Consider the following 23,606-nt stretch of genomic DNA (forward strand, 5'->3'; position numbering starts at 1 on the left):
ACCGCCCGTGGCACTCAGTGCCACGGGCGGTTCGTCACAGCCGCGGGAGACTACTTGCGGACCGCGGCCAGCGCGTCCGCGATGCCGGCTCCGTAGAAGCCGTTCTTCTTGTCGGCGCCTTCCTTGCACACCGCGTCGACGGTGCCGTTGCCGTCGATGTCGTACGGGTCGGTGCACGCGTGCTCGTCCGCCTGCGCGTACAGCAGCGCCTTCAGGGCGGCCGGGCTGGCCTTCGGGTGGGTCGACTTCAGCAGCGCGAGGACGCCCGCCACGTGCGGCGAGGCCATCGAGGTGCCGGCCTTGTAGTTGTAGCCGCCGCCGACCGTGGTCGACAGGATGCGGCCGTTGACCGCCGGGGCGTCCGGGGTCTGCCACTCGGTGCGGTCGCCGCCCGGCGCCGCGATGTCGATGACGTCGTACCCGTAGTTGGAGTAGGACGACTTCAGGCCCTTGGCACCGGTCGCGGAGACCGTCACCACGCCCGGCAGCATCGACGGGTAGTCGAAGCACTGCGTCGGGTCGACGGTGCGGTTGACCGCGGTGGTGTCGTTCGGGCTGGTGGTGTCCGTGATGGAGTCGGCCGCCAGGTCGAACTTGGAGTTGCCGGCCGCCGCCACGTTGACCGTGCCCTTGTGCTCCGCGTAGCGGGTCGCGCGGGTGACCGCCTCGATGAGGGCCTTCTGGTCCTCGTCGTTCTTGCAGGCGAACATCCACGGGTCGGTGTAGTAGCTGTTGTTGGTGACGTCGACGCCGTGGTCGGCCGCCCACACGAAGCCGCAGACGACGGCCTCGGTGTAGAAGAAGCCGTCCGGGTTCGCCACCTTGATGCCCGCGAGCTTCACGCCCGGCGCGACACCGGTGATGCCGATGCCGTTCTTCGCGGCGCCGATGGTGCCCGCCACGTGCGTGCCGTGGTCGCTCTCGCCCTTGTTCGGGCGCCACGAGCCGGGGGTCGTGTCGGCCACGCCGCTCACGCAGTTGGCGGAGGCGGCGGCGTCGAAGTTCGGCGCCAGGTCCGGGTGGGTGTCGTCCACGCCCGTGTCGATGATGCCGACGGTGACGTCCCTGCTGCCCAGGGTGATCTTGTGGGCCTTGTCCGCCTTCATGGCGGGCATGTCCCACTGCAGCGGCTCGAACGGGTCCTGGCCGTCCGTCGCGGCGGCCTCGGCGGCCTTCATCTCGGCCGGGGTCAGCGCCTGGTCGCCCTCGGCGAGGGAGTCGTCGGCCGCCGCCTTCAGCGGAGCCGTACGGGTCGCGCCCGCCGACACCACACCGCGCGCCTGGCGGATGGTCTTCGCGAAGTCGGGGTTCTGCGAGTGGACGACGATGACGCCTATCTGGTCGTAGGACACGACCACCTCACCGCCGGCGGCCGCGATGGCCTTGCGCACCGAATCGGCCGCCCAGCGGGCGTTGTCGACGTTCACGACGTACGAGAGCTTCGGGCCGTTCGTGGCCACGGCGGCCGCCGGCACGTCGCTCAGCTCCGCGGCGGAGGCGACGCCGGAGGGCAGGAAGCCGAGCGAGGCCGTGAGCGCGAGACCGGCCGGCAGAGCGAGTACTCGGCCGCGCCTCGATCCCAGATGAGCCATGGGTTCTCCACATCATCCGTATGTACTGCCCGGGCGCCGATTGCGCGCGGGCAGGTGCATGACGAGTGAAGCTATCGCCGATCTTCCCCGCCCATCAATGAGTTGAGAAGACTTCATGAAGATCCGACGAAACAAATCCACCCTCGTGAACCACTTCGCACCGCGCCCCGTGCCGTTGTGCAGGGGAGGGGATCCGTCCGGGACCCCCGTCTCCGCACCCTGGTGAGGCCCCCTTGAGCAAGCCGTCCGCCCCCGCGTCACGAGGAGATTCCGTGGCTACCGAAGCACCGCCGCCGCCGAGAGACGGAGCGGAGACCGACCCCCGCCCCGTCCAGCCCACGACGGAGCAGTTCACCGAGGTCCAGGAAGGCGAGGAGTTCGGCGAACTGCGCCGCACCTACCGCTCGTTCGCCTTCCCGCTGACCATCGCCTTCATCGCCTGGTACCTGCTGTACGTGCTGCTCTCCAACTACGCGGGCGACTTCATGGGGACCAGGCTCTTCGGCAACGTCAACGTGGCCCTCGTCCTCGGCCTCGCCCAGTTCGCCACCACGTTCCTCATCGCCTGGCTCTACTCGCGGCACGCCGCCGCGAAGCTCGACCCGAAGGCCGAGGCCATCAAGCAGCGCATGGAGTCCCGTACGGAGGCCGACGCATGAACCACCCGGCACCCGCCGCGCACACCGTGCTCGCCGCCGCCTCCACCGAGCACCGGCCCCTGATCATCACCCTGTTCGCGGTGTTCGTCGCCGCGACCCTCGGCATCACCGTGTGGGCCGGCCGGCAGACCAGGAGCGCCTCCGACTTCTACGCGGGCGGACGGCAGTTCACCGCCTTCCAGAACGGCCTCGCGGTCTCCGGCGACTACATGTCCGCCGCCTCCTTCCTCGGCATCGCCGGCGCCATCGCCCTGTTCGGCTACGACGGCTTCCTGTACTCGATCGGCTTCCTCGTCGCCTGGCTGGTCGCCCTGCTGCTCGTCGCCGAGCCGCTGCGCAACTCGGGCCGCTACACGATGGGAGACGTCCTCGCGTACCGGATGCGGCAGCGCCCCGTCCGCACCGCCGCCGGCACCTCCACCATCGTCGTGTCGATCTTCTACCTGCTCGCCCAGATGGCCGGCGCCGGCGTCCTCGTCTCGCTGCTGCTCGGCATCACCAGCGACGCCGGCAAGATCCTCATCGTGGCCCTGGTCGGCCTGCTGATGATCGTGTACGTCACCGTCGGCGGCATGAAGGGCACCACCTGGGTCCAGATGGTCAAGGCCGTGCTGCTCATCGCGGGCGCGCTCCTCATGACCTTCCTGGTGCTGCTCAAGTTCCACTTCGACATCTCCGACCTGCTCGGCACCGCCGCCGAGAAGAGCGGGAAGGGCACGGCGTTCCTGGAGCCCGGCCTCAAGTACGGCGCCACCGGCACCTCCAAGCTGGACTTCCTCTCGCTCGGCATCGCGCTGGTACTCGGCACGGCGGGCCTGCCGCACATCCTGATCCGCTTCTACACGGTGCCGACGGCCAAGGCCGCCCGCAAGTCCGTCAACTGGGCGATCGGCATCATCGGCGCCTTCTACCTGATGACGATCGCGCTCGGCTTCGGCGCCGCCGCCCTCGTCGGCCCGGCCGCGATCAAGGCCCAGAACCCGGCCGGCAACACCGCCGCCCCGCAGCTCGCCGAACACCTCGGCGGCGGGGTCGGCACCACCGGCGGCGCGATCCTGCTCGCCGTCATCTCGGCCGTCGCCTTCGCCACCATCCTCGCCGTCGTCGCGGGCCTCACCCTCGCCTCGTCGTCCTCCTTCGCGCACGACATCTACGCCAACGTCATCCGCAGGGGGAAGGCGACGGAGAAGGAGGAGATGCGGGCCGCCCGCTGGGCCACCGTGCTCATCGGCGCCGTCGCGATCGTCCTCGGGGCCTTCGCCCGCGACATGAACGTGGCCGGACTCGTCGCGCTCGCCTTCGCGGTCGCCGCCTCCGCCAACCTCCCCACGATCCTCTACAGCCTCTTCTGGAAGCGCTTCACCACCACCGGCGCCCTGTGGTCGATCTACGGCGGCCTGGTCAGCTCCGTCGTCCTGGTGCTGTTCTCGCCGGTCGTCTCGGGCAACCCGAAGACGTCGATGTTCAAGGGCGTCGACTTCCACTGGTTCCCGCTGGAGAACCCCGGCCTGATCTCCATCCCGCTCGGCTTCCTGCTCGGCTGGCTCGGCACCGTGCTCTCCAAGGAGGAGCCGGACCGGGGCAAGTACGCGGAACTCGAGGTCAAGTCCCTCACGGGTGTCGGAGCGCACTGAGCCGTATACGGTCCGTCGTCCCGGGCCGGCCCCGTCGTAGGGTTCTACGACGCGGCCGGCCCTCGCCTCGTAGCGAACGGCCCGTGCCCGATGTCCGAGCGGTCACGTAGGCTCGATCACGAAGCGAACGGAAGCAGCCGGACCGGAACCAGCCGGGCCGCACGCACGCGAAGCGGAAGAAGGGGAGGGGGCCCTGTGCTCATCGACACGTACGGACGCGTCGCCACCGATCTGCGCGTCTCCCTCACCGACCGGTGCAACCTGCGCTGCACCTACTGCATGCCCGAAGAGGGCCTGCAGTGGCTCGCCAAGCCCGATCTGCTCACCGACGACGAGATCGTCCGCCTCGTCCGCATCGCCGTCACCGAACTCGGCGTCACCGAGGTCCGTTTCACCGGCGGCGAGCCGCTGCTGCGCCCCGGCCTCGTCGGCATCGTCGAGCGCTGCGCCGCCCTGGCGCCCCGCCCCCGGCTCTCCCTCACCACCAACGGCATCGGACTGAAGCGCACCGCGACCGCCCTGAAGGCCGCCGGCCTCGACCGGGTCAACGTCTCCCTCGACACCCTGCGCCCCGAGGTCTTCAAGACCCTCACCCGCCGCGACCGCCACCACGACGTCCTCGACGGCATGGCCGCCGCCCGCGAGGCCGGCCTCACCCCGGTCAAGGTCAACGCCGTGCTGATGCCCGGACTCAACGAGGACGAGGCGCCCGAGCTGCTCGCCTGGGCGATCGCCGAGGAGTACGAGCTCCGCTTCATCGAGCAGATGCCGCTCGACGCCCAGCACGGCTGGAAGCGCGACGGCATGATCACCGCCGGGGACATCCTGGAGTCGCTGCGCACCCGCTTCACCCTCACCCCCGAGGGCGCCGACGAGCGCGGCTCCGCCCCCGCCGAGCGCTGGGTCGTCGACGGCGGCCCGCACACGGTCGGCGTCATCGCCTCCGTGACCCGCCCCTTCTGCCGGGCCTGCGACCGCACCCGGCTCACCGCCGACGGCCAGGTGCGGACCTGCCTCTTCGCCACCGAGGAGACCGACCTGCGGGCCGCGCTGCGCTCCGACGCGCCGGACGCGGTGATCGCGGAGCTCTGGCGCAAGGCGATGTGGGGCAAGAAGGCCGGCTCCGGCCTGGACGACCCGGACTTCGCGCAGCCCGAGCGCCCGATGTCGGCGATCGGCGGCTGAGGTCAGCCGGCCTGAGGGCCGGACTCCCACTCGCTCAGCGGGACGACGTCCTTCAGGAAGCCCCGTACGCCGAGGAACTGGGAAAGGTGCTCGCGGTGCTCCTCGCACGCGAGCCAGGTCTTGCGCCGCTCCGGCGTGTGCAGCTTGGGGTTGTTCCAGGCGAGGACCCAGACGGCGTCGGCCCGGCACCCCTTCGCGGAACAGATCGGCTTCTCGTCACTCACTGGACCCAGGATCACCCGATCATTGTCCAGCAAGGGCGATGCCGAGCAGCCACGGGGGGAGCTGCCCGGCATCGGTCCGTCGCTCCGACGGGGGATGCGGAGCGCGTAGGCAGTATGTCACGGCACATGGGGTGCGAGGCACCGGAACTTCATGATTGATCTGAGCTTTTCTTGAGCTGTGCGCGCACCGCGCGTCACCGTGCGTGAGGCTCCTGGCGGTTCGGCGATTCCGCTCCGGGGCCCAGCGCGTGGCGCACCGGCCCGGCGGCGTCGAAGGTCGAGGGGAGCGAGGGCGTGCTCTCCCGGCCCGCGTTGGCGATCACCACGGCGATGTACGGGAGCACCGCGCCGAGCACCAGGGCCACGATCGCCACCGGCCGCTCCACGTTCCACAGCGTCGCCGCGAGGATCACGGACACCGTCCGGATCGACATCGACACGATGTACCGGCGCTGCCGGCCGCGGACGTCGTCGGCGAGGCCCTGCCGGGCGCCGGTGATCCGGAAGACCTCGGTTCCGCCACGCTTCCGCATCACAATCCACCGCCAAGTGCCACGCCGGACTCTCCCCGGTCCGGACCTGTCTCCACGGTACGCCCGCCACCCCGGACGGAGGAGACCGGGGCACGTTCGGCGTCGTCCGACATGCGCCGTACGGCCGACCGGCCGACACTGGGCACCGAGACCGGGCGCACACATGCGCACGCGAGGGCGCGCGAGGAGGCGACGATGGGCTGGCTGTGGGCGATCATTGTGGGCTTGGTCCTGGGCCTGATCGCGAAGGCGATCCTGCCGGGCAAGCAGCAGATCCCGATCTGGCTGACGATCATCTTCGGCATGCTGGGCAGCGTGCTCGGCAACGCCGTCGCGACCTGGATCGGGGTCAACGACACCAGGGGCATCGACTGGACCCGTCATCTGCTCCAGCTCATCGGCGCGGTGGCGGTGGTGGGGCTCGGGGACATGCTGTGGGTGTCGGTCAAGGGCAGCAAACAGCGGGCGTGACCCGCTGGACACGGGAGCGGACACAGGAAAGGAGGCCCGGGACGTCCGTCCCGGGCCTCCTTCATGCCTGCACGCGTGCGGCACGGGGCAGAGCCCCGCGGCGCGTGCGCGTATTCGGTCGCGGGGTTCAGCCCCGCGGCGCGTGCGCGTTTCCGGTCGCGCGGGTTCAGCCCTGCGGCGCGTACTCGATCGCCGCCAGGTTCTTCTTGCCGCGGCGCAGCACCAGCCAGCGTCCGTGCAGCAGCTCGTCCGCCGACACCTCGGCGTCCTCGGCCGTCACCTTCGCGTTGTTCACGTAGGCGCCGCCCTCCTTCACCGTGCGCCGGGCCGCCGACTTGCTCGGCACGAGGCCGACCTCGGCGAACAGGTCCACGACCTGGCCGAGCTCCGACACCCGCGCGTGCGGCAGCTCGGAGAGCGCCGCGGCCAGCGTCGCCGCGTCGAGCTCGCCCAGCTCGCCCTGCCCGAACAGCGCCTTGGAGGCGTCGATCACGGCCTGGCACTGGTCGGCGCCGTGCACGAGGGTGGTGAGCTCCTCGGCGAGCGCCCGCTGGGCCGCGCGGGCCTGCGGCCGCTCGGCGGTGAGCTGCTCCAGCTCCTCCAGCTCCGCGCGGGACTTGAAGGAGAGGATCCGCATGTACGTGGAGATGTCGCGGTCGTCCACGTTCAGCCAGAACTGGTAGAACGCGTACGGCGTGGTCATCTCCGGGTCGAGCCAGACGGCGCCGCCCTCGGTCTTGCCGAACTTGGTGCCGTCGGCCTTCACCATCAGCGGGGTGGCGAGCGCGTGCACGTCGGCGCCCGGCTCCAGCTTGTGGATCAGGTCGAGGCCGGCCACCAGGTTGCCCCACTGGTCGGAGCCGCCCTGCTGCAGCGTGCAGCCGTAGCGCCGGTACAGCTCCAGGAAGTCCATGCCCTGGAGCAGCTGGTAGCTGAACTCGGTGTAGCTGATGCCCTGCTCGGACTCCAGGCGCCGGGCGACGGAGTCCTTGGTCAGCATCTTGTTGACCCGGAAGTGCTTGCCGATGTCCCGCAGGAACTCGATCGCCGACATGCCGGCGGTCCAGTCCAGGTTGTTCACCATGACCGCGGCGTTCTCGCCCTCGAAGGACAGGAACGGCTCGATCTGCGAACGCAGCCGGTTCACCCAGTTCGCGACCGTCTCCGGGTCGTTCAGGGTGCGCTCGGCCGTCGGCCGCGGGTCACCGATCTGGCCGGTGGCCCCGCCGACCAGCGCCAGCGGCCGGTGTCCGGCCTGCTGGAGCCGGCGGACGGTGAGCACCTGGACCAGGTGGCCGACGTGGAGACTGGCCGCGGTCGGGTCGAAGCCGCAATAGAACGTGACGGGACCGTCCGCGAGCGCCTTGCGCAGGGCGTCTTCGTCGGTGGACTGGGCGAAGAGCCCGCGCCACTTCAGCTCGTCGACGATGTCGGTCACGTCGTCCGTCTCCTCGTGAGGGTCATTGATGGTCATGGCTGGTCATGGATGGTTCCCGGCCAGTCTAGGGCGTGTCCGGCCCCTGCCCGGGCCGGGACGGGCACGGTCTCACCGCTCGGAACGGCTCAGACGCCCTTGCTGACCGAGCTCATGTTGAAGTCCGGCACCCGCAGGGCCGGCATCGCGGCCCGGGTGAACCAGTCGCTCCACTCGCGCGGCAGCGTCTTCTCCGTCCGGCCCGCCTCGGTGGCCCGCGACAGCAGGTCGACCGGCGACTCGTTGAACCGGAAGTTGTTCACCTCGCCGACGACCTCGCCGTTCTCCACCAGGTAGACGCCGTCCCGGGTGAGGCCGGTGAGCAGCAGCGTCGCCGGGTCGACCTCGCGGATGTACCACAGGCAGGTCAGCAGCAGACCGCGCTCGGTGGCGGCCACCATCTCCTCCAGCGACTTCTCGCCGCCGCCGTCCAGGATCAGGTTCCCGGCGCCGGGCGCCACGGGCAGCCCGGTGAGCCCCGCGGTGTGCCGCGTGGTGACCAGATGCGCGAGCTTGCCGTCCCGCACCCAGTCCACCGGGGCGATCGGCAGACCGTTGTCGAAGACGGAGGAGTCGTCGCCGGAGGCGTGCGCCAGCACGAACGGCGCGGACTCCAGGCCCGGCTCGTTCGGGTCGCTGCGCAGGGACAGCGGCAGCGGGGAGAGGGTCTCGCCCACGCGGGTGCCGCCGCCCGGCTTGGAGAAGACCGTACGGCCCTCCGCCGCGTCCCGGGCCGCCGAGGACCACAGCTGGTAGATCATCAGGTCGGCCACGGCGGTCGGCGGCAGCAGCGTCTCGTACCGCCCTGCGGGCAGCTCGATCCGCCGCTCGGCCCAGCCGAGCCGGGTGGCGAGCTCGGCGTCGAGCGCCGCCGGGTCCACGTCCTTGAAGTCCCGCGTCGAGCGCCCGGCCCACGCGGAGCGGGAGCGGTCCGGCGACTTGGCGTTGAGCTCCAGGGTGCCGTTCGGCTGGTCGTGCCGCAGCCGCAGCCCGGTCGACGTGCCGAGGTAGCTGGAGGTCAGCTCGTGGTTGGCGAAGCCGTACAGCTCGCGGCCGCCCGCCCGGGCCCGGGCGAACGCCTCGCCGAGCGCCGGCGCGAAGGCGTCGAAGACGGCGGAGGAGGTCTCGGCCGGCGCGTCGGTGAAGTCGGGCGACGCGGCCATGCCCCCGACCAGCGGCTGGGCGTCCTCGGCCGGACCGGCCGCCCGCGCCGCCTCCTCGGCGGCCCGCACCAGGGGCTCCAGGTCCTCCGCGGTGACCGCCGAGCGCGACACGACACCGGAGGCCGTGCCCTGGGCGCCGTCGACGGTCGCGACGACGGTGAGCGTACGGCCCCGGGTGACGCCGTTGGTGGTGAGCGCGTTGCCGGCCCAGCGCAGGTTGGCGGAGGACTGCTCGTCGGCGATGACGACACACCCGTCGGCGCGGGACAGCTCCAGGGCCCGCTCGACGATCTCGTACGGCTTGCTGACGCGGCTCATCGACCGGCCTCCTGGGTGGTGTTGAGGATGTTGACACCCCGGAACAGGGCGGACGGGCAGCCGTGCGACACCGCGGCGACCTGGCCCGGCTGGGCCTTGCCGCAGTTGAACGCGCCGCCGAGGACGTACGTCTGCGGGCCGCCGACCTGCTCCATGGAGCCCCAGAAGTCGGTGGTCGTCGCCTGGTACGCGACGTCCCGCAGCTGGCCGGCGAGCCGGCCGTTCTCGATGCGGAAGAAGCGCTGGCCGGTGAACTGGAAGTTGTAGCGCTGCATGTCGATCGACCAGGAGCGGTCGCCGACCACGTAGATGCCCCGCTCCACCCCGCCGATCAGGTCCTCGGTGGACAGTCCGCCCGGGTCCGGCTGCAGCGACACGTTCGCCATCCGCTGCACCGGCACATGGCCGGGGGAGTCGGCGTAGGCGCAGCCGTTGGAGCGGCCGAGGCCGGTCAGCTTCGCGATCCTGCGGTCCAGCTGGTAGCCGACGAGCGTGCCGTCCCTCACCAGGTCCCAGGACTGCGCCGCCACGCCCTCGTCGTCGTACCCGATGGTCGCGAGCCCGTGCTCGGCGGTCCGGTCACCCGTCACGTTCATGATCGAGGAGCCGTACGCCAGCTTGCCCAGCTGGTCGAAGGTGGCGAAGGAGGTGCCCGCGTACGCCGCCTCGTAGCCGAGCGCGCGGTCCAGCTCGGTGGCGTGGCCGATCGACTCGTGGATGGTCAGCCACAGGTTGGACGGGTCGACCACCAGGTCGTAGCGGCCGGCCTCGACGCTCGGCGCCCGCATCTTCTCGGCGAGCAGCGCCGGGATCTCGTCCAGCTCCTTGTCCCAGTCCCAGCCGGTCCCGGTCAGGTACTCCCAGCCCCGCCCGGCCGGCGGCGCGATCGTCCGCATCGAGTCGAACTCGCCCGTCGTGCCGTCCACGGCCACCGCCGTGAGCTCCGGGTGCAGCCGGACCCGCTGCTGGGTGGTGACGGTGCCCGCCGTGTCCGCGTAGAACTTGTTCTCGAACACGGTCATGAGCGAGGCGTCCACATGCGCCACGCCGTCCGCCCGCAGCAGCCGCGCGCTCCAGTCGGCGAGCAGCCCGCTCTTCTCCTCGCCCGAGACGGTGAACGGGTCGATCTCGTACGAGGACACCCACACCTTGTCCGCGTGCACCGGCTCGTCGGCCAGCTCCACGCGCTCGTCCGAGCCCGCCGCCGCGATGACCTTCGCCGACAGCTTGGCCATCGCCACCGCCTGCGAGGCCACCCGCGCGGCCGCGTCCATGGTCAGGTCCACCCCGGACGCGAACCCCCAGGCCCCGCCGTGCACGACCCGCACCGCGTAGCCCAGGTCCGTGGTGTCCGACGAGCCCGCCGGCTTGGCGTCCCGCAGCCGCCACGAGGCACTGCGCACCCGCTCCAGACGGAAGTCCGCATGCTCGGCGCCGAGCGCCCGCGCCCGCGCGAGCGCGGCGTCGGCGAGCGCCCGCAGCGGGAGCCGGGTGAACGAAGGGTCGATGTCATGGACCACGTGCGGCCTCACTCTCGAGGGTCGGTGATGCGGTGAGGGGGTCGATCTGTGCCGGAAGTCAATCACGCGGGCGGCCGCGCACACGCGCCGTTACCCGCGGCCCGGCGTCGCCGCCGTCCGCAACAGGCTTCCACGCGCCCCCCGTCGGGGGAATCGGTTTTGGCGGGAACCAGAACAACGCAACGGCATAGCAGCTCACTTCACAGGATGAGATGATCCGCCGCATGCATGCGTGGGTGAACGAAGCCAGGACCTGGCTGTCCTCCCTGGACGAGGACGCGCTTCGGTCCCTGCTGACCTGGCATCAATGCTTACGCGGCGACAAACACCCCCATGGACCGGGCCGATCGGTCCGCCGGACCCCTCCCTCGCGCCGTGAACTGACCGCGGCCCGCGTAAGGATCGCCAAGGCGTCGCCGCACCAGCTGAACGGCGTCCTCGTCTGCGGCCTCTTCTGGACGGTGCAGGCGTTACGGGACGAGCACGGCTTCGACGAGCGCACTCTGGCCGCCCCGACGCTCGACGAACTCCGCACCATGCTGAAGGTGCTCGACCCGCCCCTTGCGCGCTGTGCCCTCTACGGGATGCTCGTCCCCGAGACGAGAGACCTCCCCGCCGCCGCGCTGGCCAGGGCGCACAAGGCCGCGCTCCAGGAGGCCGCCGACGGCCTCGTGCCCGCCGGGTACTCCGGCCCTCCGTACGGCGATCCCCGGCCGTGGCCCGTCGTCGCCCCGGCCCCGACACATCCAGAGGGTGAGGAACCCGATCCCGTGCCCAGCCCCGCCGCCGGCCCCGAAGCCGGCCTCCCCACGGACATCGACCCCACGGATCTCCCCGGCGCGCTCGCCGGCCTGAAGCGCGCTGGAGAACGGCTCGCCGAGGACCTGAGGTCCGCGGCCGGCGACGTGGCCGCCGGACGCCGTCCCCAGACGGACCCCGTCGGCAGGTTCGGAGCGTGGGCGGCCTGCCGCGAACGGCTGGCCGAGGCCCTCGCCGCCCAGGGAATCGCGTGGGAGCCCGGCCACGGGCACGCCGAGGCCGAGGCGGAGCTGGACCGGGTGCGCAGCGGCCAGATCGACGGGCTGAGGCGCAAGGCCGGCAAGTACGCCGAACTCCTGGAACTCGCCGACGACGAGGAGGAAGCCGCCCATCTCCACAGCCAACTGGACCGCATCGAGGCTCAGTTACGTGCGCTCGGCGCGCTTGGCCTGGCACCCGAGGCGTCGGCGGAGACCCGGCCCGGTGCGGTGGCGGACGACGCCGAGCCCGTACGGGTACCCACGCAGGTACCCGTAGCCGTACCCGCGCACCTGCCTCCACCCGTACCGGCGGTCGAGCGAACGCCCGCGTCGGTCGAGCCCGACACCCTTTACGAGACCGAGACCGAGACCGAGACCGGGACCGGGACCGGGACCGGGACCGGTCTCGGTCCCGAAGACCCGGAAGCGGCTCCCACGGCGCCCGAACCGCCGGCCGGCCCGACCGGACGCGGCACCGGCGACGCCGCTCCGGCCCGCTTCGCGGCCGGCGTGTCGGCGATCGAGGCCGTCCGCAGGGCCGTCGAGCCGCCCGCCGCCGTCTCGCTGCCCCTTGCCGCCGCCCCGTCCGCCCCGGCGCCGTCCGGGCCCGTCGAGCGGACCGGAGCCCCGGACGCCGCCGGGCCGGCCGGGTCGGACCGGCCGGCCGCGGCCGACGAGCCCGACGACCGGTGGCCCGACGGCGTCGAGGCGCCGGACTGGGACCCGTACGCTCCGTGGGACACCGGGGCTGAATCGCCCGTCAGCCGGCTATTGCGCGACGGCCGGATCGCCGAGGCGTACTGGATGACCGTCGCCTCGCGCGAGGACGGCGTCCGGGCCGCGACGCTCGCCTTCGCCGCTGCCGCCTTCGACTGCGTCTCCGACAGCGAGGCCACACCCGTCCAGATGGCGCACGAATTCGACCCCGCCGTCGTCTCCCAGGATCGCGAGGCGCACCTCGTGGCGCTCGCGGCGGCCCTGCGCACCGGCTTCACCACGCGCTGGCCGCACGCCCTGGTCAGCGGCTTCACCATGCCGCCCGGGCTCACCGCGCCCTGGCAGCACCTCCTGGAGGTGCTCGTCGCCGCCGTCCGCGACGGTCGCGCCTTCGAACCCGGCATGCTCCAGGACAGCGCCGAGGACAAGGAGGTCGCGACGCGGGAGGAGATCGGGCTGACCGCCCGGCAGCTGCTCGACGACCTGCCTCGACGCAAGATGAAGTACCAGCGCGCCTCCCAGGTGCTCCAACACCTCCTCGGTCCCTCCGGCACCGTGCGCCACGCGCTCCAGGACGTCATCGAGTGGGCCGGGAAGAGCGCGGACCAGCACACCGGCGCGCCGCGCTTCCAGGAGCTGGAGCGGCTGTGGCGGCAGGACGGGATCGCCCGGCTCATCGAGGACACCGACGCCCTCTTCCGCACGTCGAAGCAGGCCAAGGAACCCATCACGGCCGGCGCCCTGCGTCAACTGCACACCGCGTGCCGTTCCGTCGGCGAACTCGTCATGCGGGCCGCGGCCGTGCAGGCGGCCGCCCGCCCGCACCAGGGCGTGAGCGAGCGAGGTGTTCCGGAGCTGGCCTCCGCCCTGCGCGGCCTCGCCGCCGAGCCCGTGCCCGCCGGGCCGGGCGGTGGCGCCCTCGCGCTGCTGCTCGGCTGGCTCACCGGAGGGGACCGCGACCGCCGCCGCCGCGCGGACGGCACGGCCGTCGACGCCGGCGCGACCGCCGACCGGCTCCGTGAGGACGGCGGCCGCGTCCCATCGGCCGACTGCCTGCTCCGGCTGCCCGACCTGCCCCGGCACGACAACGGCGAGCCGGACCTCTCCCACCCGCGGGTGGCCCGCCGGATGGCCGCCCTGCTGACCCCCGCCGACGGCGAGTACGCCTTCGCCCGCTACCTCGACGAAGGCGAACTCGACCTCGCCACCGCGCTCGCCGCCCTGATCGCGAAGGACCCGGACGGGTACGGGTGCACCGACCCCGAGTGGGCGGAGTCGGCGGCCCGCCTGCTCGCCCAGGCGCACGAGGACTGGCGGCGCACGGTCGCCGAACGCCACCGCGCGGCGGCGGGCCTGCTCGCCCAGATGCGCACGCTCAACCAGCTCGCGCCCGACGAGGAGCGCGATTTCGTCGGGCGCCTCCAGCAGTACGCCGACGGAGGCGGTGACGGGCGCTACCGGCTGGCCGTGGAGTCGCTGCGCGAGCTGGAGGCCGAACTCGTCCGGCGAGTCGAGAACTACACCCGGCAGCTCCGGGAGGACCTCGCCCGGCTGCGTTCCCGCACCGGCCGTCCGCTCGCCGCGGCCGACCACGACCGGATCGAGCGGCTCATCGACGAGGGCGACACGGTCACCGCCCAGGAGTTCCTCGCCCTGGCCACCGGGCACAACCCGCTGCCGGAGCGACCCGCCGACGACGGGTCGGAGCTCGCCGCCTTCCTCGCCGGCGTCGCCGCGCTCGGCGCGCCGAAGGCCGGCGGCGAGGGCGTCGACGCCGACTGGTGGGCGAGGCACTACGGCGGACCCGAGGCCACCTTCACCCGCCTCGCGGACAACGCCCTGGAGGCGTGGGCCGCCCTGTGCACCCCGCAGGGCCGGAGCAACGGATGGAAGCAGCACCTCTCCCGGGTCCTGCGCCTGCTCGGCCTCGACCCTTCCCAGGAACAGGTCGTCGCCGAGAAGATGGCACTGGGCCAGGGCATGCGCCGCTTCAAGGTGCGCGCCAAGGTCGCCGAACGCGCCGGATACGTCGCGGCACTCGGCTCGCGCGCCACCTCGTACACCGTCCTGCTCATCTGGGAGGAGCAGCCGGCCGACGGTCCGCTCGCCCACCTGGAGGAGGCCGACGTCGGCGCCAACATCGTCCTCTACCTGCACCCGCTCGGCCTGGAGGGCCGGCGCGGCCTCGCCGAGTCCGCCCGCTCGTCGGCCCAGCAGGCGCTGGTCGTCGACGCCGCGGTGATGGGCTGGATGGCCGCCCGCGCACCCGGCGCCTTCCGCTCGCTGCAGCGGGTAACCCTGCCCTGGGCCGCCTACAACCCGTACACCCCGTTCGTCGCCGGACTCGTCCCGCCCGAGGTCTTCTACGGCCGCGACGAGGAGATGCGGGAGGTGATGAGCCCCGACGGGGGCATGTTCCTGTACGGCGGACGCCAGCTCGGCAAGTCGGCGCTGCTGCGCCGGGTCGCCGAGATCTTCCCCAGCCGTTCCGCCGCCCACGTCGCCGTCTACCTCGACCTCCTCAAGGCCGAGATCGGCCATGCCGAGGCCCCCGAGCGGATCTGGAGCAGGCTGGTCGAGGACCTCAAGCGCAAGGGCGTGCTCGCCCGGAAGGTCTCCGAGCAGGCCAACCCCGACGTCGTCTTCAACAACATCCAGAGCTGGCTGGAGGAGGACGAGACCCGGCGGATCCTCGTGCTCGCGGACGAGGCCGACGCGTTCCTCAACACCGACTCGCGCCGCGCCTTCCGGGTGGGCAGCGAGTCGACCTTCCCCAACGTCGCCCGCTTCCAGCGGCTGATGGAGCAGACCGGTCGCCGCTTCAAGATCGTCTTCGCCGGTCTGCACCAGGTCCAGCGCTTCGGCCACCTCTCCAACGTGTCCACCGTGCACGGCGGCCCCGACGTCCTCGTCGGCCCGCTCGGCACCCAGGCGGCGGTCCGCCTCGTCACCGAGCCCATGGCCGCGCTCGGCCACTTCTTCGAACGCCCCGAGCTGGTCTGGCGGATCCTCGCCATCACCAACTACCAGGCCAACCTCGTGCAGATCTTCTGCCGAGAGCTGGTCCGGGTCCTGCACGACCGGCCGTACTCCATCTCCGGCGGCCCGGACGGCCCGGCACGGATCACCGAGCAGGACGTCCAGCAGGTCGCGGCCTCCGAGACCGTCCGCCGGCAGATCGCCGAGCGGCTGCGCTTCACGATCAACCTGGAGGACCGCTACCGGGTCCTCGCCCTCGTCATAGCGCTGCGCAGCCTCGAGGACGGCTACCGCGCCGACTACTCGGCGAGCGAACTCCTCGAAGAGGCCCGGGCCGCGTGGTCGGACGGCTTCGAGATGCTCAGCGCCCGGCAGGTGCAGATCTTCCTCACCGAGATGGTCGGCCTCGGGCTGCTCGTCCAGCTCGGCGACCGTTCCCGCTTCGCCGTACGCAGTCCCAACGTCGTCAACATGCTCGGCACCCGGGAGGAGCTCGAACTCGAGCTGAGCGAGACCGAGTTCGGCCTGCCCTACGACTACAACCCGCGCGTCGCCCGGCGCATCCTCGGCCGCGATGCACGGCACGTGCAGACGTACAGCCCGCTCACCGAGGAGCAGCTGCACGAGACCGCCCAGCCCGGCGTCAGCCTCATCGGCACCACCGCCCTGCACCGGCCCGAACTGGTCGGCCGGGCGGTCACCGCCTTCGCCGAGAACCGGGGCGTCGAGGTCGTCGCGTACCGGCACGGCGAGGACCTCACCGGCCTGCTCAAAAGCCGCGGCCGCAAGGCCCACGTGATCACCGCCGACCTGCGCGGCGCGAGCCAGGAACAGCTGGGCGACGCCGTGCGCTCCATGCTCGTCCACGCGGGCCCGGCCGCCGACCGGCTCGTCAGCCAGACCGGGCCGCGCAGCGGCGGCAACGAGAACCGCTCGGTCGTGGTGGTCGCCGACGCGACCACCCTCGCCCGGCTGGCCGCCGAGGACCGCAACGAGGAGCTCGCCGTCCGCTGGCTGCGCCCCCGCCGTTGGACCGCCGACGCCCTGCGCGCCTGGTCCGAATGCCCCTTCGTGTCGCGCGAGGACCGCGACCGGATCGTCGCCGCGACGGGCGGCTGGCCGCGCTGGATGGAGATCGCGGTGACCGACGTGTCCGTGCACGGTGCCACGCTGGACAACTGCGTCGAGCGGATCCGCGACCTCATCGCGGGCCCCCGCAACATCGACGAGCACCTGCGCTGCTCCGGGCTCGACCCGCGCGACCTGCGCCTCCTCGCCGCCTGGACGGGCTACGTCGAGGAGGGGCAGGGCGTGCCCCGCGACGACGTCGAGGCGGCGGTCGAACTGTCCGAGGAGGAGACCGGGGCCTGGCTGGGCCACCTGGACCAGCTCGGCGTCCTCGACGAGACGCCCGACGGCTTCGCGGTGGAACCGGTCACGTACCGGTCGGTCCGCGCCTGGGCGGTCACCGAGGGGAGCTGAGGTGGGCCGAGCACGACGGGACCCGCGTGCGGCGGCCCCGCCGCCCGCGGTCGAGCTGCCGGCGGTCGGGCTGCCCGGTGTCCGCGAGCAGCTCCGCGCCATCGCCGCGGACCTGGCCGCCGGGCTCCACTGCCTCTGGCTGATGACCGACGGAGCGGTGGAGTCGGGGCTCGCGGACGAGCTGTACCGGGCGGCACTGGACGGCGAGCCGGTACGGATCGACATACCGGCCCCCGCCCCGGCGGCCCCGGAACCGGACCTCGTGCCGGGGGAGCCGGAGCCGGGCCTCGTGCCGGGGGAGCCGGAGCCGGTTCTGCCGTGGGTCTACGGCGACGAACTGCCGTACCTGGACCTTCCCGACAGCGGCTTCGACCTCGATCTCGGCTGGCCCACGGCCGAACGGCCACCACGGATCCCGGCCCCACGCCGGACCACCGGGGCCCGGCACGACCCGCGGAGCCTGCTGGCACGACTGGGCAAGGAACTGTCCGTGGGCCCCGACGAGGCCGTGGCCGCCCTGGTGGAACAGAAATCGGTACGGCGCCCCCTCGTCGGCGTACGGGCTTGGACCGAGGCGGACGCCGAGGCCGGGACGGCCGAGCAGGGCCGGACGAACGGCCCCGGTCCACGGGGCGCGGCCGTCGCGCGGCTCTTCCGGTCGCTCTCCGCGGCCGTCAAGGCGGCCGGCCTCCCGCCCGGCGAGCGTCCCCGGCTCCTTGTCGTCGCCCGCCTCCGCGACCTGCCGGAATCCCTTCCGGACGAGCTGCGGCTGGGCTCCGGCGACAGCACCGTGCACTGGTGGTGGGGCGCGCTCGGCCGACTCGACACCGCCACCGCCATCGCGCCCCTCCTCGACCACCGGCCCGCCGGCGCGCGCAGGGAGCCCGACCTGTCGGCCCGGCGCATCCGACGCGCCGTGCGCGCCGAGACCGTCGTCGAGGTGTGCGGCCCCGACCTCGCCCTCGCCAGGCGACTGGTCCTCGAGTGGGACGGCATGCAGGACACTCTGGCCGGCGCCCTGGAGCTCTGCCTCGCCGCGGAGCCCCGCCCCGGCCCGGGCGAGCGTCCCCGGCTCCACCGGGTCGGCGCCCTGACGCGCCCGAGCCCCGAACTCCGTCAGGCGTGGGCGCGGGACGCCGTCGTCTCCTGGGAAGGCCGCCTGCGGCTCCATGTGGCGGCCTGGCACCCGGCCGCCACCGGCGGCCCAGCGGCCCAGCAGGAAGGAGTGGCCCGGACAGGAGGGGCGGACCGGGAAACCCGGACGCTGCTCACGGCTCTGGTCTCCCAGGCCCAGCAGCGCGTCCTCATGCCGTGGATCGAGGAGGCCAGGCAGCGGGTGGCCACCCGGGCGCTCGGCCGTCTCAACCGTCCCGCAGCAGTCGTGCTCTCCGAGTACGCCGACCGCAGGACCGCCCATCGGGACGATCCGCCGGAGCGCGCCTTCCTCGAACTGCAGGTCGGCGAGCTGCTCAGGGCGCACAACGACGGAGTGCTCGCACTGCCCCAGGAGGACGCCCGGCTGTTGCGCCTCCTCGTCAAGGCGCGCAACGCCCTGGCCCACCGTTCCGTGGTGTACGACCACACGCTGGACGAATTGTGCGCCGCCTTGTCCCGGGCCGATCTGCACGGAGACCCGTAGGCAGCTGTAGGGACCCGACAGCGACGCCCGTACGCCACTGTCAGAGGTCGATTGCTCATGTCGGGGGCGGTACCGATAGGTTTTCGGCATACCAGACCGCTATCGAAAGGGTGATCCGTTGAGCCGCTCGGTTCTCGTCACCGGAGGCAACCGGGGCATCGGCCTCGCCATCGCCCGCGCGTTCGCCGAGGCCGGCGACAAGGTCGCGATCACGTACCGCTCGGGCGACCCCGAGGAGCTCGAGAAGGCCGGACTCCTGGCCGTCAAGTGCGACATCACCGACGCCGAGCAGGTGGAGCAGGCGTACAAGGAGATCGAGGAGAAGCACGGTCCGGTCGAGGTCCTCGTGGCCAACGCCGGCGTGACGAAGGACCAGCTCCTCATGCGCATGTCCGAGGACGACTTCACGTCCGTCCTCGACACCAACCTCACCGGCACCTTCCGGGTCGTGAAGCGCGCCAACCGCGGCATGCTGCGCGCCAAGAAGGGCCGCGTCGTGCTGATCTCCTCGGTCGTCGGTCTGCTCGGCTCGGCGGGCCAGGCGAACTACGCCGCCTCGAAGGCCGGACTGGTCGGTTTCGCGCGCTCGCTGGCCCGGGAGCTCGGCTCGCGCAACATCACCTTCAACGTCGTGGCACCCGGTTTCGTCGACACCGACATGACCAAGGTGCTCACGGACGAGCAGCGCGCGGGCATCGTGTCCCAGGTGCCGCTCGGCCGTTACGCGCAGCCCGAGGAGATCGCCGCCACGGTGAAGTTCCTCGCCTCGGACGACGCGTCGTACATCACTGGAGCCGTCATCCCGGTTGACGGCGGATTGGGCATGGGTCACTGATCACATGAGCGGAATTCTCGAGGGCAAGCGCATCCTGATCACGGGTGTGCTGATGGAGTCCTCCATCGCCTTCCACGCCGCGAAGCTGGCCCAGGAGCAGGGCGCGGAGATCATCCTCACCGCCTGGCCGCGGCCGACGCTGACCGAGCGCATCGCCAAGAAGCTGCCGCACCCGGACAAGGTCAAGGTCCTGGAGCTCGACGTCTCCAACGACGAGCACCTCGCCCGCCTCGAGGGCCAGGTCCGCGAGCAGCTGGGCGACCGCCTCGACGGCATCGTCCACTCCATCGGCTTCGCGCCGCAGGACGCGCTCGGCGGCAACTTCCTGGAGACGCCGTTCGAGTCGGTCGCCACCGCGATGCACGTCTCGGCCTACTCCCTGAAGTCCCTGACGACGGCGCTGCTGCCGCTGATGAACGAGGGCGGCGCGGTCGTCGGCCTCACCTTCGACGCGCAGTTCGCCTGGCCGCAGTATGACTGGATGGGCCCCGCCAAGGCCGCCCTGGAGGCCACCAACCGCTACATGGCGCGGTACCTGGGCGGGCAGGACATCCGCTGCAACCTGGTCTCGGCCGGCCCGCTCGGCTCGATGGCCGCGAAGTCCATCCCGGGCTTCTCCGAGCTCGCCAGCGTCTGGGACAACCGCTCCCCGCTGAAGTGGGACCTCTCCGACCCGGAGCCGGCCGGCCGCGCCATCGTCGCGCTGCTGTCCGACTGGTTCCCGAAGACGACGGGCGAGATCGTCCACGTGGACGGCGGTCTGCACGCGATCGGCGCCTGACGGCCCGCTCGCAGGCATCGTGCGAAGGGGCCGGGCGCCCGCCACAGCGGCGGGCGCCCGGCCCCTCGTCGTTTCCGGGGCCGTCGTCTCCCGGGGCGCCGCTCCCCGAGTCGAAAAGTCGGGCGAATCACCGCAGACTGGTCCAGAGCGTGACGTTCCGGCTACGCGTGGGGAGGAGGTGCGGGCATGCGCGCGCTGCGTCGCGGGGCCGCCGCACTCGCCACGGCCGCCGCCCTCCTCACCGGGATCGCCGTCGCCGCCGAGGTGCGCGCCGACCCCGCCACCGTGGAGGAGGCCCCCGCCCCCGCCCCCGTACGGCAGGACCCCGAGGACTTCGGCGCCTCCTGTCGCACCCTCGTCCAGGGCTCCGTCGTCACCGCCCACTGCCAGAACCCCTTCCCCCGCACCGACCGCGTCCGCCTCCACGTGGAGTGCGCCCGCTGGTGGGACGTCGACACCGACAGCGCCCCCGTCGCCGTCGCCCCCGCCGACTACGCCCGGGTCACCGGCCGCTGCTGGAAGGAGGTCCGCTCGGCCTGGATCACCCACGAACCTGCGGCTCGGGGCTCCTAGGGGTGGAGCGTCTGGGGTCAGGGTTCCTTGACCGGCTCCGCGGGTTCCGGGGTGCGCAGGCACATGAAGGGGTAGCCGGCCGCCTCCGTGGCCGCCCGCTCGGCGTCGCCCTCGTGGATCGCCTCGACGAGCCGCGCGTGGTCCATGTGGTTCTCCGGCCGCAGCTCCGCGCCCACGTCGCCGCGCAGCCACGCGCGCAGGACGTGCCCGAGGTCCGCGTACAGCTCGGTCAGTACGTCGTTGTGCGAGGCGACCACCACCGCGTGGTGGAAGGCCGCGTCCGCCGTCACGAACTCCTCCGCGTCGCCCGACCGCCACGCCTCCTCGCGCCGTGCGAACAGCGCGTCGATCTGCTTCAGGTCCCGGTCGGTGCGCCGCTGCGCGGCGAGCCGCGCGGCCGAGGACTCCAGGGTGGCGCGCAGCTCCGCCACGTCGCGCGGGTCGGAGTCGGCGAACCGGCGGTGCATCACGCCGGCCAGCTCGCTCGTCGCGACGACGTAGGTGCCCGAGCCCTGCCGGATGTCGAGGAGTCCGTTGTGGGCGAGTGCGCGGACCGCCTCGCGGACGGTGTTGCGGGCCACGCCGAGCTGCTCGACCAGCTCGGGCTCCGTCGGGATGCGCGTGCCCACGGGCCACTCGCCCGAGGTGATCTGGTTCCGCAACTGGGTGATCACCTGGTCGGAGAGCCCGCTGCGGCGGGGCTGGCCGAGCGCCATGGCCGCACCTTTCCTCTTGGTCGAGTCGTTCGAGTCACATGGTTCGAGATTGGACAACCAATCATCCCATGATTCTATGATGAGCCTCATGCCTGACGAGCCCCAGACACTCGACCCCGCCACCAGGAAGCAGCCGCACGCCGCCGCGGGCGCCGATTCTCCCGCGCCCGCCGGACCCGGAGTCACAGCCGGACCCGGAGCCGGAGCCGAGCCCGCGCGCTGGGTCGGCCGGCTCGTCGTCGTCGGACTCGTCCTCGCCGCGCTCAACCTGCGCCCGGCGATCACCAGCCTCGGCGCCCTCCTCGAAGAGGTCCGCGACGGCCTGCACATGAGCGGCAGCGTCGCCGGCGTCCTCACCTCCGTGCCGCCGCTGTGCTTCGCCGTCTTCGGCATCGCCGCCCCGCGGCTCGCCCGCCGCTTCGGCCCCGCCGCCGTCGTCTGCGCCGGCATGGCCGCGATCCTCGCCGGCCTGGCCCTGCGCCCCTTCGCCGGCGGCACCGTGACGTTCCTCGCGGCGAGCGCGCTCGCCCTCATGGGCATCGCGGTCAGCAACGTCCTGATGCCGGTCATCGTCAAGACGTACTTCCCGGACCGCATCGGCAGCATGACCGGCCTCTACTCCATGGCCCTCGCCCTCGGCACCTCCCTGGCCGCCGCCGCGACCGTGCCCATGACCCAGGCCCTCGGCGGCAGTTGGCGGATCGGCCTCGGCGTCTGGGCCGTCGTCGCCGCCCTCGCCGTCGTCCCGTGGCTCCCGCTGGTCCGCGCCCGCGCCGCCGGCCCCGCGGCCGTTCCCGCGCCCGCCTCCGCGCCGGCCACCGGAGGAGCGGCCACGGCCTCCGCGGCCACGGCCTCCGCGGTCCCGACCTCGGCCGTCCCGGCCCCGGCCTCCGCGGTCCCGGCCCCGTCGGCCCCGGCCTCCGCGGTCCCGGCCGCGCCCCGCATCGCCCGCAGCCGCACCGCCTGGGCGCTCGGCGTCTTCTTCGGCCTCCAGGCCACCGGCGCGTACATCACCATGGGCTGGATGCCGCAGATCTTCCGCGACGCCGGCGTCCCCGCCTCCACCGCGGGCGTGCTCCTCGCCGTCACCATGGTCATGGGCGTGCCGCTCGCCTTCGTCATCCCCGGCCTCGCCACCCGGATGCGGCACCAGGGCCCGATCGTCGTCGCCCTCGGCCTGTGCGGCCTCGCCGGCTACACCGGCCTCTACCTGGCGCCGGCCGCCGGCGCCTGGGTCTGGGCGCTGCTCCTCGGCATCTCCAACTGCTCCTTCCCGCTCGCCCTCACCATGATCGGGATGCGCTCGCGCACCGGCGCCGGCGTCGTCCGGCTCTCGGCCTTCGCGCAGAGCGTCGGCTACCTCATCTCCATCCCCGGCCCGCTCCTCGTCGGCGTGCTCTACCAGCACAGCGGCGGCTGGGGACTGCCCGTCATGCTGATGGGCGGCCTGATGATCCCGCAGATGATCGTGGGCATCCTCGCGGGGAGGGACCGGACGGTCGAGGACGAATCCTGAGATGCGAGACTGGCCCCATGCCCGTACTCGAACCGAATCCCCCGAACGGTCAGAAGAAGCTGCTGATCGTGCTCGGCGCGATGCTCGCCATCACGGCCGTCATCGGCGTCATCGCCTCCTTCGCCTCACCCTCGTAGCCCCTCCCGGCCGCCCGCCGGCCGACGCCTCCCGCCCGTCGGCCGACGTCCCGGCCGCCCGCCGGCCGCGCCCGGCCGGCTCCGGGGTGGGGGTGACCCCCGCATCCCCTAGGGGGCGGGTCTCAGGGTCAAGTGGGTGGAATACCTGATGGGCCGGAACCCCGGCGCTCCGTAGGTTGGAGACATCGCACAGATCCCGACCACGGAGGCGGCCATGACGGCGCGAACCCCCACCGGACTCCAGCCCGTCCGCAGCCTTCCCGGCACCGTCGACACCCGGCTGCCCTGGTGGATGCTCGCCCTGCCCGTGATCGCCTTCGTCGGCCTGTTCCTGCTCATAGCCGAGCCGGGCCAGGCGCCGGGCACGGCCGGCGACCCCGCGGTCGGCCGCATTCTGGAACAGATCCAGCAAACCCTGTCTCTCTGAGTCGAGCCGGTC

General features: G+C 72.5%; 19 protein-coding genes. 12 read left to right on the plus strand and 7 right to left on the minus strand.

The window, feature by feature from the left end; translation table 11 throughout:
* Nucleotides 1-50 precede the first annotated feature (50 nt).
* Complete coding sequence (locus ACFYU9_RS31590; protein ID WP_389216866.1) at nucleotides 51-1,592, minus strand: S8 family serine peptidase; 1,542 nt, start codon at nucleotides 1,590-1,592, stop codon at nucleotides 51-53.
* A gap of 272 nt (nucleotides 1,593-1,864) precedes the next feature.
* Here ACFYU9_RS31590 and ACFYU9_RS31595 point away from each other — a divergent pair, with 272 nt between their 5' ends.
* From ACFYU9_RS31595 to moaA, 3 genes are all read left to right on the plus strand, one after another.
* The gene (locus tag ACFYU9_RS31595; protein WP_389216869.1) at nucleotides 1,865-2,251 is read left to right on the plus strand and encodes a DUF485 domain-containing protein; all 387 of its coding nucleotides are present in this window, start codon (nucleotides 1,865-1,867) and stop codon (nucleotides 2,249-2,251) included.
* The gene (locus tag ACFYU9_RS31600) at nucleotides 2,248-3,885 is read left to right on the plus strand and encodes a cation acetate symporter (RefSeq protein WP_389216871.1); all 1,638 of its coding nucleotides are present in this window, start codon (nucleotides 2,248-2,250) and stop codon (nucleotides 3,883-3,885) included. Before ACFYU9_RS31595 ends, ACFYU9_RS31600 begins: the two co-directional genes overlap by 4 nt.
* Nucleotides 3,886-4,080: 195 nt before the next feature.
* Nucleotides 4,081-5,070: a GTP 3',8-cyclase MoaA gene (moaA, locus tag ACFYU9_RS31605; protein ID WP_389347034.1), complete on the plus strand. Its 990-nt coding sequence runs from the start codon at nucleotides 4,081-4,083 to the stop codon at nucleotides 5,068-5,070.
* A 2-nt stretch (nucleotides 5,071-5,072) separates the two neighbouring features.
* On the opposite strand, the gene ACFYU9_RS31610 is transcribed toward moaA, so the two are convergent.
* Together ACFYU9_RS31610 and ACFYU9_RS31615 are read right to left on the minus strand one after the other, a co-directional pair.
* On the minus strand, nucleotides 5,073-5,294 hold the full coding sequence (locus ACFYU9_RS31610) for a hypothetical protein (protein ID WP_389347036.1): 222 nt from the start codon (nucleotides 5,292-5,294) through the stop codon (nucleotides 5,073-5,075).
* A 194-nt stretch (nucleotides 5,295-5,488) separates the two neighbouring features.
* A complete protein-coding gene (locus tag ACFYU9_RS31615) occupies nucleotides 5,489-5,827 on the minus strand; it encodes a DUF3099 domain-containing protein (protein ID WP_389216879.1) in 339 nt (112 codons plus the stop codon).
* Nucleotides 5,828-6,022: 195 nt separating this feature from the next.
* On the opposite strand from ACFYU9_RS31615, the gene ACFYU9_RS31620 reads away from it, so the two are divergent.
* Nucleotides 6,023-6,298 (plus strand): GlsB/YeaQ/YmgE family stress response membrane protein, encoded by a 276-nt coding sequence (locus ACFYU9_RS31620; RefSeq protein ID WP_389216882.1) that lies wholly within the window; start codon nucleotides 6,023-6,025, stop codon nucleotides 6,296-6,298.
* A 166-nt stretch (nucleotides 6,299-6,464) separates the two neighbouring features.
* Here the strand turns inward: ACFYU9_RS31620 and tyrS are convergent, their stop codons facing one another.
* The 3 genes from tyrS to ACFYU9_RS31635 form a co-directional block, all read right to left on the minus strand.
* Nucleotides 6,465-7,736: a tyrosine--tRNA ligase gene (tyrS, locus tag ACFYU9_RS31625; RefSeq protein WP_389217025.1), complete on the minus strand. Its 1,272-nt coding sequence runs from the start codon at nucleotides 7,734-7,736 to the stop codon at nucleotides 6,465-6,467.
* Between the two features lie 125 nt (nucleotides 7,737-7,861).
* Nucleotides 7,862-9,253 (minus strand): metallopeptidase TldD-related protein, encoded by a 1,392-nt coding sequence (locus ACFYU9_RS31630; protein WP_389347039.1) that lies wholly within the window; start codon nucleotides 9,251-9,253, stop codon nucleotides 7,862-7,864.
* On the minus strand, nucleotides 9,250-10,773 hold the full coding sequence (locus tag ACFYU9_RS31635; RefSeq protein WP_389347041.1) for a TldD/PmbA family protein: 1,524 nt from the start codon (nucleotides 10,771-10,773) through the stop codon (nucleotides 9,250-9,252). Before ACFYU9_RS31635 ends, ACFYU9_RS31630 begins: the two co-directional genes overlap by 4 nt.
* Nucleotides 10,774-11,009: 236 nt before the next feature.
* On the opposite strand from ACFYU9_RS31635, the gene ACFYU9_RS31640 reads away from it, so the two are divergent.
* The 5 genes from ACFYU9_RS31640 (at nucleotide 11,010) to ACFYU9_RS31660 (ending at nucleotide 20,798) form a co-directional block, all read left to right on the plus strand.
* Nucleotides 11,010-16,970: a hypothetical protein gene (locus ACFYU9_RS31640; RefSeq protein ID WP_389347043.1), complete on the plus strand. Its 5,961-nt coding sequence runs from the start codon at nucleotides 11,010-11,012 to the stop codon at nucleotides 16,968-16,970.
* Between the two features lies 1 nt (nucleotide 16,971).
* A complete protein-coding gene (locus ACFYU9_RS31645; RefSeq protein ID WP_389347046.1) occupies nucleotides 16,972-18,609 on the plus strand; it encodes a hypothetical protein in 1,638 nt (545 codons plus the stop codon).
* A gap of 118 nt (nucleotides 18,610-18,727) precedes the next feature.
* Nucleotides 18,728-19,444, plus strand: coding sequence for a 3-oxoacyl-[acyl-carrier-protein] reductase (gene fabG / locus ACFYU9_RS31650; protein WP_389216896.1), 717 nt, complete (start codon nucleotides 18,728-18,730; stop codon nucleotides 19,442-19,444).
* Between the two features lie 4 nt (nucleotides 19,445-19,448).
* A complete protein-coding gene (gene fabI / locus ACFYU9_RS31655; RefSeq protein WP_389216899.1) occupies nucleotides 19,449-20,225 on the plus strand; it encodes an enoyl-ACP reductase FabI in 777 nt (258 codons plus the stop codon).
* A gap of 186 nt (nucleotides 20,226-20,411) precedes the next feature.
* Nucleotides 20,412-20,798: a hypothetical protein gene (locus tag ACFYU9_RS31660; RefSeq protein ID WP_389347048.1), complete on the plus strand. Its 387-nt coding sequence runs from the start codon at nucleotides 20,412-20,414 to the stop codon at nucleotides 20,796-20,798.
* Between the two features lie 17 nt (nucleotides 20,799-20,815).
* Here the strand turns inward: ACFYU9_RS31660 and ACFYU9_RS31665 are convergent, their stop codons facing one another.
* Nucleotides 20,816-21,514 (minus strand): FadR/GntR family transcriptional regulator, encoded by a 699-nt coding sequence (locus ACFYU9_RS31665; protein ID WP_389216905.1) that lies wholly within the window; start codon nucleotides 21,512-21,514, stop codon nucleotides 20,816-20,818.
* 88 nt (nucleotides 21,515-21,602) lie between these two features.
* On the opposite strand from ACFYU9_RS31665, the gene ACFYU9_RS31670 reads away from it, so the two are divergent.
* From ACFYU9_RS31670 to ACFYU9_RS31680, 3 genes are all read left to right on the plus strand, one after another.
* Complete coding sequence (locus ACFYU9_RS31670; RefSeq protein WP_389347050.1) at nucleotides 21,603-23,030, plus strand: CynX/NimT family MFS transporter; 1,428 nt, start codon at nucleotides 21,603-21,605, stop codon at nucleotides 23,028-23,030.
* A gap of 17 nt (nucleotides 23,031-23,047) precedes the next feature.
* Nucleotides 23,048-23,167 carry an SGM_5486 family transporter-associated protein gene (locus tag ACFYU9_RS31675; protein WP_389216911.1) on the plus strand — a complete coding sequence of 40 codons (120 nt, stop codon included), beginning with the start codon at nucleotides 23,048-23,050 and terminating at the stop codon, nucleotides 23,165-23,167.
* 214 nt (nucleotides 23,168-23,381) lie between these two features.
* On the plus strand, nucleotides 23,382-23,594 hold the full coding sequence (locus ACFYU9_RS31680; RefSeq protein WP_389216914.1) for a hypothetical protein: 213 nt from the start codon (nucleotides 23,382-23,384) through the stop codon (nucleotides 23,592-23,594).
* Nucleotides 23,595-23,606 lie beyond the last annotated feature (12 nt).

Source organism: Streptomyces sp. NPDC004327, assembly GCF_042873935.1.
GTDB lineage: Bacteria > Actinomycetota > Actinomycetes > Streptomycetales > Streptomycetaceae > Streptomyces.

Coding starts and splice junctions, on each gene's coding strand:
- fabI (WP_389216899.1), top strand. CDS start 19,449: ATGAGCGGAATTCTCGAGGGCAAGCGCATCCTGATCACGGGTGTGCTG.
- ACFYU9_RS31590 (WP_389216866.1), bottom strand. CDS start 1,592: ATGGCTCATCTGGGATCGAGGCGCGGCCGAGTACTCGCTCTGCCGGCC.
- ACFYU9_RS31680 (WP_389216914.1), top strand. CDS start 23,382: ATGACGGCGCGAACCCCCACCGGACTCCAGCCCGTCCGCAGCCTTCCC.
- ACFYU9_RS31620 (WP_389216882.1), top strand. CDS start 6,023: ATGGGCTGGCTGTGGGCGATCATTGTGGGCTTGGTCCTGGGCCTGATC.
- ACFYU9_RS31600 (WP_389216871.1), top strand. CDS start 2,248: ATGAACCACCCGGCACCCGCCGCGCACACCGTGCTCGCCGCCGCCTCC.
- ACFYU9_RS31630 (WP_389347039.1), bottom strand. CDS start 9,253: ATGAGCCGCGTCAGCAAGCCGTACGAGATCGTCGAGCGGGCCCTGGAG.
- ACFYU9_RS31665 (WP_389216905.1), bottom strand. CDS start 21,514: ATGGCGCTCGGCCAGCCCCGCCGCAGCGGGCTCTCCGACCAGGTGATC.
- ACFYU9_RS31670 (WP_389347050.1), top strand. CDS start 21,603: ATGCCTGACGAGCCCCAGACACTCGACCCCGCCACCAGGAAGCAGCCG.
- ACFYU9_RS31660 (WP_389347048.1), top strand. CDS start 20,412: ATGCGCGCGCTGCGTCGCGGGGCCGCCGCACTCGCCACGGCCGCCGCC.
- ACFYU9_RS31675 (WP_389216911.1), top strand. CDS start 23,048: ATGCCCGTACTCGAACCGAATCCCCCGAACGGTCAGAAGAAGCTGCTG.
- ACFYU9_RS31615 (WP_389216879.1), bottom strand. CDS start 5,827: ATGCGGAAGCGTGGCGGAACCGAGGTCTTCCGGATCACCGGCGCCCGG.